This window comes from Arsenophonus nasoniae DSM 15247 (assembly GCF_000429565.1).
Classification (GTDB): domain Bacteria; phylum Pseudomonadota; class Gammaproteobacteria; order Enterobacterales; family Enterobacteriaceae; genus Arsenophonus; species Arsenophonus nasoniae.
Map to the genome: position 1 here is coordinate 1 of NZ_AUCC01000102.1, position 8,865 is coordinate 8,865.

An 8,865-nucleotide genomic window follows, 5' to 3' on the forward strand; every position below is an offset into this window, starting at 1 on the left:
GGAAAAATACCTAACTTTCTAGCAATTTCCTTGCTACTCAAGCGATGCAACGCTAAAAACAAAACTTCCCACTCTTTAGCAGTAAACCGTTCGTTAGGTTTCTCCGTAGTAACTGAATAAGGCTGTCTACCTTCCACATATTCCATCGGTGACAAAAACAGGAATTCATGGGCGAGGAAGAAAGTGCCTAGATAGCTATTTTCACTACAAAAAATCGGTAAAAAATGGAATTGCCAAACTTTGGGCGCTTTGTTGTAATCAGATGGCAAATGGCATATTACGAAAAATGGGGATCTTTCAATCTGTACTTTTTCTATCAATGTTTTCATTTCAAGAGTACGGATTAACTTAAAAAGTAAATCTGTCATTTTGGCATCAGTCTGAATTTTTCCCTCGCTATTGCTAAAACCACAGGGAACATTAGCGCTCAATGAAAATTGAATCATCTGAGGTTTCATGCACCACCCCCAAGTCTCTTGATAAGGCCGAGTTCAGCACTGACTCTTATCGCTTGTTTCGCGTTGCATACGCCCAGTTTTTTCACTACGTTGCTCATATGAAATTTAACTGTGCCTGTTTTAATACCTAATATCATCGCGATTTCAAGATACGTTTTTCCCAAACTCACCCAGTAAAGGATTTCATTTTCCCTCGGGCTAAATATTACCGTCGCCTTTTTACCCTCATTGCTGCGTTCGGTATAAGCGTCAATCAGTTTGTTGTGCGTGACCATCAGCAACATTTGCAGTTTTTCTTTAATTTGTTTTTCCAGTTCAGGAGAATTTTGGTCATCGAAAATCACATTTAACCGTGCCAAATAGTGGTTGAGGTCATGAAAGATGAAAGTATGACCACCACAACAATCACAATTTTTTGTGGCATTCACTATCTTTTTTAACGTCAATTTCAAATTGATGAGAATATTTTCATCCCAAAAAAACGGCAAAGTCCGGTTTAATGATTTTTTAATCAGTGGGTCAACATACTGGTAGCTTTCTGCTTTGTAAATTTCAACCCATTCTTCGGGATAATTTGACAAACAAAAATAACGGTTCGGATTATTTTTATCCATGACAGAATAGGAGTATTTCAACGTGCCAATTTTATTAATTTCGCGCTCCAAAGAAGAGTTGATGACATAATTAATCTCTTTGTCATTCAAAAATAAATTCGGTTGGTTGTTTGAAGTTAAATATTTCATACCTCACCTCCAATACTACGAAGGTACTGACGCTGATGGGTTGTAAGGTATTTTGACGTGTGAGCAAAGCTCAAAAGCTGCTCGATTGATATGCCGCACGCTTTCATTATGCGAGCAATATGCGTACTATTTCGCATAGTCCGACTCCTATCTTCGGTAGGTTTTGGATTAGCTCTTCGTCAGTGTTGGTTCACTGACGAAGAGTGATTATTAATTTTTAATTCAGTTTAACTTAAAATTTTTTCTTTATAATTTTCCGTTTTTCTTTAACCAATTCTTTATTAAGCCTTTTAAGACTGTAGACATATCAACCCTGTTTTTTAAACATTGAATTTTGAAATCAGTATGCAGATCTTCATCGATGATAAATTGAATTCTCTTATCTTTTTGTTTTTTATTATCTAGTATCTTGTTTAAATCGGTATGTTCCCCAAACTCCATAACCGATTGTTCTTTATTTTGTTTTTTTAACGTCATGATAATCTCACTAAATAACAATATGATGATATTATCATATCATGTTAATTATTTCTTGAGTAAGAACTTCTATTTCTCCAATAGCTTTGGTATCTTTGCTATCAAAGATAGTTTCCCCATTAATTAATGTTTTAATATAAGATTGTCGGTTAGTAAGACCTGTTCTCAATCTAGGATACTTGGTATTATTAATACTTAATTTCAAAACATCTAACATATTTGCATTAGCAACCATTCTAGATATAAGAAAACATGCTGGAACTTTACGACTGAATTCTTGAGCTTCCAAGACATTTATAACACTACCTGATGCGCTAAAATCTAATGGAGAAGGAGACACAGGTATTACTACCAAATCACTCACCATTACTGCAGCTGAGGTAATCACTGATAAAGAACCTGCACCATCAATAATAACATAATCATATTCATTTAATTCTTTTCTTACTTGATAAACATCTTTCTCACTTTCTGATGTATATAAATCAAAAATTGCTTTTTGTAATTTATTCCAATTAGTCAAACTTCTTTGAGGATCAGTATCCACAACAGCAACATTCAATCCCTGCCTTGACAAACAAGTTGAAATATTAATCGTTGCTGTAGTCTTTCCAGTCCCACCTTTGGGGTTTAAAAACGAGATAACTTTCATAGCAACCTTATTTATAATATCATTATTTAATAATGATATCATAATTAAACAAAAAGACAATAAACTTATATCATCTTTAACTCAAAAAACAATACACTCAAATAGTGATATCATCATATGATATGATCAACTATTTATTTAATAATGATTTTTTTATCTTGTAAATTTCTTGTTTACCTTTCTCTTGTTTACGTGAGGCTTCAGCTTGCGGAGTATTTTGATTGCGATTTTTGAAAGTAACTTTATCGGTTGATATGTCTAAAAATATTTCATAATCAGGAAGATCGTTAGATCTAAGCAAGGCTTTTAATTTTCTTTTAAACTCCTTTAAAAGAGAAGAAGTGCCTATTTTGGAATACAATTTATCAAGTGAAATGGTAAATTCGTGTTGACTACCGCAATGCTTACGAGCAATCTCATAAATTCGTCGATCTATAGCTTTCCGTATTCGAAAAAAATCAGGATTAATCTGCAATACTTTAGTTTTAGTAATAGCTTGATACAACCAATCTGGCAAAGTCACCTCTACCATACCAATTTCAAGTTTACCTTTTTGTTTTTCGACTATTTCCCACTTGTCTATTAATCCAAAATCAATAGTTTTTTTATCATTGTCAGAATAAATAATGTTTGTTTGTATCCTTGTGCCAGATAATCGAGATAGCGCCTTTTTCAAATCTTCATATGCACGCCCACTTTTAGCTCGATTAGTCGTAACAAAAAAATCATAAGGAGTAAAAGCTACAGTACGACTAATAGGCTGATTGTTATTAATCGCTTCCTGCAATTTTGATATAGCATAAATCCATATATCTTTATCAAAGATCGTTGCTAATCCAATTTCGGCTGCTGGCCTCACTATAACGACAACATTACCGTTTTTATATTCTCTAACTTTCATATCCCCGCCTTTTAAGGCAAAAAAAGGATGTTCCATACTTGCCATTTCATCACGAAATGTCGAAATATCGACATCATCAGCAATAAAAAATTCGAGGTGTTTATGTTTATAAGGTCGTAATGTCTTCAAGTTGTTTTTTCTCTTTTTGTTTGTAAAATCAACCATAGCCTCTCTCCTAGAGCTTTAGGATTGTTGGTTAGAGCCTGTCAAGTGTTGCTATCACCTGACAGGTTTGTTTTTTAGATGGTTTTCGACTTTTAGACACCAGCTATCGACTTTTAGACACCAATCATCAACTTTCAGACACCGAGATGAAAGTTTAATTGTTAATTATCAAATACTTAAATTAACTTTTCTGGCTTTAACTCTTTTAACTTATACATAACTAAATATAACTACGCGCGCGCGAGGTTTTTCTGTGGATAACTTTTACTTCAACAAAAACCCTGAACCGAAAAATATGTTACTACTGAGTGACCGTATTTCTTTTTTGCAATTGTGATATTCCGCTTCCTCGTCTGCTCACTCGCTACGCTCGGTTACAGACTTGCGGCGAGCGTAGACGTTTTAATTAAAAAGATTTTTTGAGTTAATTAACACTGAAACATTGCACTATAGCGCTGCTCCAGCTAGCATCACTAGGATTAACGGATTTATTAATTCAGGCAAAACATGAACAAAACAGAACTCATTAATCAAATCGCTGAAAAAGCAGATTTAACCAAAAAAGATTCAGAGAAGGCACTGAACGCTTTCATCGAAACGGTGACAGAATCTTTGAAATCCGGCAGTGACGTACAGCTAGTTGGCTTTGGTAACTTTCAGGTTAAGCAAAGAGCAGCAAGGGAAGGACGAAATCCACAAACAGGCAAGGTTATACAGATTGCTGCTTCAAACGTACCGAGTTTTAAGGCAGGTAAAACTTTGAAAGAAGCCGTTAATTAAAACTTCTGCCAAAAAAAAGCCAACAGGCGGGTGTTGGCTAGAAGCAATAAGTAAAACTATTGATGTAATAAGATAACATATAGTATTACAATTGATAATAATTATCAACAACTATGCTTCAATACCTCATCTTCAACAATTAACATCATCATCGCGGTTATATCGTGCCAATAGGCTTTGCAGGGATGCTACGCATGGGTTACGTGCAATATATCAATCTCTCACCGCTTCGCGGGCTTCGGCGATTAAGCTATTATCATTTTCTGTTACTACTGAGCGTCGCCTTCCATGCCTGACGGCATTAAAACGTCACTATAAGCGATTCTAAGCCACGCAAAATTATTGGCAATACGTTTTGATGAGTTAAATCACGAAAACGCCGTACAGAGCGATACGGGTAGCTTAAAATCGATTTACGAACCAGAGATGAACTGCAATATAAAAAAATTCACCGATTTCTCTAAAATTCCCTGTAATCAATTTTTTGGGTGTTTTTAGATAGAAAAAATCCGATTTTACCCCAAAAATTGCAGTAGTAGCCCCGCACGCCTGCCCGTTAAAAGTGTCGTTTTTTATGCAGTTACACAATGCCACTCAGCCTAGGTCATTACTGGCCTTTTCGGTGATTTTAGGTGGAAAAAAACTTGTGCAAATTTATGCACTTTTATGCAAATCCATGCACTTATTTCTCAATAAAAAATAAGTATAAGTTTTCAAAAAAACACCCCGTTGGTTAACGAGGTGTTTTGATCGATTGAAGGATTAATGTCATGTAATGAAAAGATTGCTCATTCAATATAGTGTATTCGTTTGTTATGATGCAATTTGTTATGTAAACAACGAAAATATCAGATGAGTAAAAAACGCAGTTTGAAAAAATTAAACATCAAACGCAAAGACAATGCTTTTGTAGCTAAACCGTTTTTGGTATTTGATGTTAAGAATCAGCATTCTTCACAATTTTTTGATACTTACGATGAAGCTGCTGATTACTGTATCGATAAGGGATTATCAACATTTCTGGAAGTCGGAGAGGTGAGTTACATTAATTCTAATGAGCTTTCGCTATCTCCCGTTAATTTTTATTTTGTGCCAAAAAATTCATCAACAATCTATGTAATTGATGTTGATGATTTTGAGGAAGTGAGCAAAGAGATAATGGAAGGTAAAGTCTTTTTACCTTGTCCTTCAAACTCTCTTCATTGATATTTTTCTAAGTTAAAAGCGAATATTACAAGATGAATAAAAAATTCACACCAACCCCACACGATGCGGTATTTCGTCAGTTTTTAAGTGAGAAAGAGACGGCAAAAGACTTCTTTGATATCTGGCTTCCTGATGAGATTAAAGCCCTGTGTGACTTGGATTCCCTTAAGGTGGAATCTGGCTCTTTTATCGATGCGGAGATGAAAAATTACCAAAGTGATATTATCTATTCAGTCAGAACCTCAAAGGGTAATGGATATATCTATGTTTTGATTGAGCACCAGTCCACCCCTGATAAGCTCATGGCATGGCGACTCATGCGCTATAGTATGGCTGCCATGCAGAAGCACCTAGAAGCCGGACACAGGCAATTACCGCTCGTTTTCCCCATTTTATTTTATTGTGGTGAACAAAGTCCTCACCCCTATAGTACGAATTGGTTAGACTGTTTTCACGACAGAAAACTAGCAGAGCATATCTATACGCAACCGTTTAAGTTAGCTGATGTTACCACGCTTGATGATGGTGAGATTATGCAACACAAGCGAATAGCGTTATTGGAGTTGATACAGAAGCACATTCGTAGACGGGATATGACGGAGCTTATGAATGAAATTGTTACGCTGTTGTCGTATAATTATTATACCGATAATCAAGTCATCACGATGTTCAACTATCTCATTCAGGAAGGTAACGCTCAAGAGCCAATGGAATTCATCACCGAGATAGCCAGACAATCAGAAAAACACGAAGGCGCACTTATGACGATTGCTCAACAAATTGAAGAAATTGGAATTCAAAAAGGTATACAACAAGGTAAAGCAGAAGGCATTCAAGAGGGAATGCAGAAGGGTAAAATTGAAGGCGAAAAACAGGCTTCGATGAAGATAGCGCGTCAACTTCTTGAAAAAGGCGTAGAAAGAGATATCGTGAAATTATCAACGGGGCTCACTGATACCGAAATGAGCAACCTGTTTAAAGATTAAACGATGACGGAACGCAAGAAATTAAGCCTCAATCGCCCTAGAAAGGCTTCACCAGAAGAACAGACTTCAAGTACCCCTGTTTACAGTAAAAAGGTCTGGGTAAATGCTACGCACAAAAAACAAGCAAAAAAGCCTCATCCTCCCAAAGGAGCAAAACGGCAGCCCAAGAAATCGGTTGTTAAACCTAAACAGGAAGTGAAGGTTAAAATTCCAAAACTGCCCACACCGCCCAAAAAGCGATTGCCATTAGAGGAAGCGATTTCACAAATCAGCACGTTTTGGCCTTATCTTTTTCCCGATGGAAAGTTGTGCCTAATGAAACTTGGTATCCAGCAGGATATGTGGCAAGAAGTGAAAGAAAAGGGTTTCCCAATAGCCAGAAGGCGTTTGAGAGCCTGTTTAGGGAGTATTGGTCATCATACTGATTATCGCGCACTTATTCAGTTAGGGGCGTTTCGTTATGACAAAGACGGTCAGATAGTCGGAGAGGTCACCCAAGCGGATGTTGACGATAATTTGCAACGTTTAGCAATATCCTTGCTGCTTAAGCGGTACATCGTGAAAAACAATACTTGCCACTCTTTAGCAGTAAACAGTTTGTTAGGTTTTTCTGTGGTCACAGCATAAGGCTGCATGCCATCGACATAATCCAGCGGCGACAAAAACAGGAACTCGTGAGCGTGAAAGAAAGTGCCGAGGTAGCCATTTTCACTACAAAAAAGCGGTAGAAAATGAAAGTGCCAGACTTTGGGTGCTTTCTTGAAATCAGAAACCAGTTTAATAATGACAAAAAACGGCGATTTTTCAGTGCGGATTTTCTCTAATAAAGTCACCATTTCAGGCGCATCTTTATTCAAACCAAGAAAATCTACCATTTTAGCGTTGGCCTTAATTTCCCCTTCACTATCAACAAAACCAGAAGGAACAGCGCTACTCAAAAAGAATTTAATCATCTCGGAGTTCATGCTGCACCCCCAATATTACGAAGGTACTCGCTCTGACGGGTTGTAAGATGTTTTGACGTGTGAGCAAAGCTCAAAAGCTGCTCGATTGATATGCCGCACGCTTTCATTATGCGTGCAATATGCGTACTATTTCGCATAGTCCGACTCCTAGTTCTCTTAGGGTTTGGATTAGCTCTATGTCAGTGTTCACGCACTGACATAGAGTGTTATTTTTTATTCACAATTACTTTATCTTTTTCATCAATTTCACAAGACCATCCAGTAACAGAAGATAGTTCTTTAAGAGATTTTTTCATCTTAAAGCGAAACATTCTTAACTCAGCTATTTCACTACCACAAAGTTTCTTCAAAGTTTCAATTTTTATAGGTAAGGGTTTAACATGGCTGCTGAAAAAACTATAGAGCCATTGAGTGAGAGGTTTAGCTTTAAGCTTTAATCTCAAATCTTTAGTAATTCCAGTCCAACTTGAATCCCCAAAACAAGAGATAATTTTAGGATTTAGAGATATACAATTTTTACCTGTTTCTTCCTCACGATATATTTCATTGATTAAACTTCCAATATACGTATATTTTCCGTCAGATAAGTAAATACTACTGGATTGCATTCGGTTTAAGCTATCATATAGCCAATCATACTGTGATTTCCCTGTGCTCCGCTTTATTCCCTTCAGGAATTCATATGATGAAAATCGAACGATATGTCCCAGTGGAGTATCTTTACAGCGACTTATACACTCAAGCCAAACATCCAAATCAGCTTGATCTAGTTGTTCCCCTGTATATTTAACGGTATAACCGTTGAATGTAGCCTTAATAACATTTTTTTGGAACTTCCTTCCCCCCTTTTCTACCACTCCAAAAAGGGCACTTCGCAAAATAACGTTGGGGACGGGGATTTGTATTTTTTTACTAACAGGCAAATATGTATGCTCCCCTAATAATTTTTCTGTTGATTCACTTGTTGGAGTTAACTCCTTATAATCTATTTTTTCTTCACTATTTTGGGTTGTTTTTTTATGTTTTTCAGCTAATGCATTGAATCGATCTAGTATGTTTTTCATCACGCAATTTCTCCTAGTACTAGAAAAAGGAAGTGAAGAAAAATGTAAAATGCATTAGTTAGTAGCATAGAGGACAAACAAAGAATGCCTTTACAAAACACGATACAAATAGCTATCATTATAAATGCTGACATAAAACCCTCTGATGGTTTTTAGCTACTAGCCCCTGGCCTTTCCCAAGCAGGGGCTAAAATCATTTGTTCTTTAATACAAACCTATTTACCGTCATCGGAGTAACGGTAATCCCTTTCTTCTTGAGCCAATCTGCTATTTGTCTGTATGAATACCCCTTTTGTCGCATCTCAAAAATATCAGATTTAAGCTGTTCTAAAAGAGGTGTCTTAGCACCCATTGGCTTTTCCATCAACGCTCCTCTAAAACTTTAATAATCACATCAATTATAACATAATAAACAAATACAACAAATATAACGCAAACACGGCATAGCGGTAACGCAAACACGGCATA

The 8,865-nt window shown here is 36.4% G+C and carries 13 protein-coding genes; 5 read left to right on the forward strand and 8 right to left on the reverse strand.

The features are described from left to right. The 6 genes from G468_RS0114810 to G468_RS0114835 form a co-directional block, all read right to left on the reverse strand. A partial coding sequence (locus G468_RS0114810) for a helix-turn-helix transcriptional regulator (protein ID WP_026823739.1) occupies positions 1-458 on the reverse strand: 458 nt, incomplete at its 3' end. Continuing rightward, positions 455-1,201, reverse strand: a complete 747-nt coding sequence (locus tag G468_RS0114815; RefSeq protein ID WP_034250123.1) for a helix-turn-helix transcriptional regulator — start codon at positions 1,199-1,201, stop codon at positions 455-457. The genes G468_RS0114815 and G468_RS0114810, both read right to left, overlap by 4 nt. Beyond that, positions 1,198-1,338, reverse strand: a complete 141-nt coding sequence (locus G468_RS23880; RefSeq protein WP_155847008.1) for a hypothetical protein — start codon at positions 1,336-1,338, stop codon at positions 1,198-1,200. Before G468_RS23880 ends, G468_RS0114815 begins: the two co-directional genes overlap by 4 nt. 109 nt (positions 1,339-1,447) lie before the next feature. Continuing rightward, entirely contained in the window at positions 1,448-1,678 is a 231-nt protein-coding gene (locus G468_RS0114825) for a plasmid partition protein ParG (RefSeq protein ID WP_034250124.1), read from the reverse strand. A 34-nt stretch (positions 1,679-1,712) separates the two neighbouring features. Continuing rightward, complete coding sequence (locus G468_RS0114830; RefSeq protein WP_026823742.1) at positions 1,713-2,330, reverse strand: ParA family protein; 618 nt, start codon at positions 2,328-2,330, stop codon at positions 1,713-1,715. 130 nt (positions 2,331-2,460) lie between these two features. Then, complete coding sequence (locus G468_RS0114835) at positions 2,461-3,396, reverse strand: replication initiator protein A (RefSeq protein WP_026823743.1); 936 nt, start codon at positions 3,394-3,396, stop codon at positions 2,461-2,463. Positions 3,397-3,903: 507 nt separating this feature from the next. On the opposite strand from G468_RS0114835, the gene G468_RS0114840 reads away from it, so the two are divergent. From G468_RS0114840 to G468_RS23885, 5 genes are all read left to right on the forward strand, one after another. After that, positions 3,904-4,176 (forward strand): HU family DNA-binding protein, encoded by a 273-nt coding sequence (locus tag G468_RS0114840; protein ID WP_026823744.1) that lies wholly within the window; start codon positions 3,904-3,906, stop codon positions 4,174-4,176. 852 nt (positions 4,177-5,028) lie between these two features. Beyond that, a complete protein-coding gene (locus tag G468_RS0114845; RefSeq protein ID WP_026823745.1) occupies positions 5,029-5,382 on the forward strand; it encodes a hypothetical protein in 354 nt (117 codons plus the stop codon). Between the two features lie 32 nt (positions 5,383-5,414). Next, positions 5,415-6,368: an Rpn family recombination-promoting nuclease/putative transposase gene (locus tag G468_RS0114850; RefSeq protein ID WP_026823746.1), complete on the forward strand. Its 954-nt coding sequence runs from the start codon at positions 5,415-5,417 to the stop codon at positions 6,366-6,368. A gap of 3 nt (positions 6,369-6,371) precedes the next feature. Then, a complete protein-coding gene (locus tag G468_RS0114855) occupies positions 6,372-6,995 on the forward strand; it encodes a ProQ/FINO family protein (RefSeq protein ID WP_026823747.1) in 624 nt (207 codons plus the stop codon). A 132-nt stretch (positions 6,996-7,127) separates the two neighbouring features. Beyond that, on the forward strand, positions 7,128-7,379 hold the full coding sequence (locus G468_RS23885; protein ID WP_155847009.1) for a hypothetical protein: 252 nt from the start codon (positions 7,128-7,130) through the stop codon (positions 7,377-7,379). Between the two features lie 160 nt (positions 7,380-7,539). Here G468_RS23885 and trfA read toward each other — a convergent pair whose 3' ends face one another. Together trfA and G468_RS23890 are read right to left on the reverse strand one after the other, a co-directional pair. Then, complete coding sequence (gene trfA / locus G468_RS0114860) at positions 7,540-8,397, reverse strand: plasmid replication initiator TrfA (RefSeq protein ID WP_081700702.1); 858 nt, start codon at positions 8,395-8,397, stop codon at positions 7,540-7,542. A 193-nt stretch (positions 8,398-8,590) separates the two neighbouring features. Beyond that, positions 8,591-8,761 carry a recombinase family protein gene (locus G468_RS23890; protein ID WP_155847010.1) on the reverse strand — a complete coding sequence of 57 codons (171 nt, stop codon included), beginning with the start codon at positions 8,759-8,761 and terminating at the stop codon, positions 8,591-8,593. Between the last annotated feature and the right edge of the window lie 104 nt (positions 8,762-8,865).

Bases quoted from the DNA above. Each gene is read 5' to 3' on its own strand.
- trfA (WP_081700702.1), bottom strand. From the start codon at position 8,397: ATGAAAAACATACTAGATCGATTCAATGCATTAGCTGAAAAACATAAA.
- G468_RS0114835 (WP_026823743.1), bottom strand. From the start codon at position 3,396: ATGGTTGATTTTACAAACAAAAAGAGAAAAAACAACTTGAAGACATTA.
- G468_RS0114855 (WP_026823747.1), top strand. From the start codon at position 6,372: ATGACGGAACGCAAGAAATTAAGCCTCAATCGCCCTAGAAAGGCTTCA.
- G468_RS0114825 (WP_034250124.1), bottom strand. From the start codon at position 1,678: ATGACGTTAAAAAAACAAAATAAAGAACAATCGGTTATGGAGTTTGGG.
- G468_RS23880 (WP_155847008.1), bottom strand. From the start codon at position 1,338: ATGCGAAATAGTACGCATATTGCTCGCATAATGAAAGCGTGCGGCATA.
- G468_RS0114815 (WP_034250123.1), bottom strand. From the start codon at position 1,201: ATGAAATATTTAACTTCAAACAACCAACCGAATTTATTTTTGAATGAC.
- G468_RS0114830 (WP_026823742.1), bottom strand. From the start codon at position 2,330: ATGAAAGTTATCTCGTTTTTAAACCCCAAAGGTGGGACTGGAAAGACT.
- G468_RS0114850 (WP_026823746.1), top strand. From the start codon at position 5,415: ATGAATAAAAAATTCACACCAACCCCACACGATGCGGTATTTCGTCAG.
- G468_RS0114845 (WP_026823745.1), top strand. From the start codon at position 5,029: ATGAGTAAAAAACGCAGTTTGAAAAAATTAAACATCAAACGCAAAGAC.
- G468_RS0114840 (WP_026823744.1), top strand. From the start codon at position 3,904: ATGAACAAAACAGAACTCATTAATCAAATCGCTGAAAAAGCAGATTTA.
- G468_RS23890 (WP_155847010.1), bottom strand. From the start codon at position 8,761: ATGGAAAAGCCAATGGGTGCTAAGACACCTCTTTTAGAACAGCTTAAA.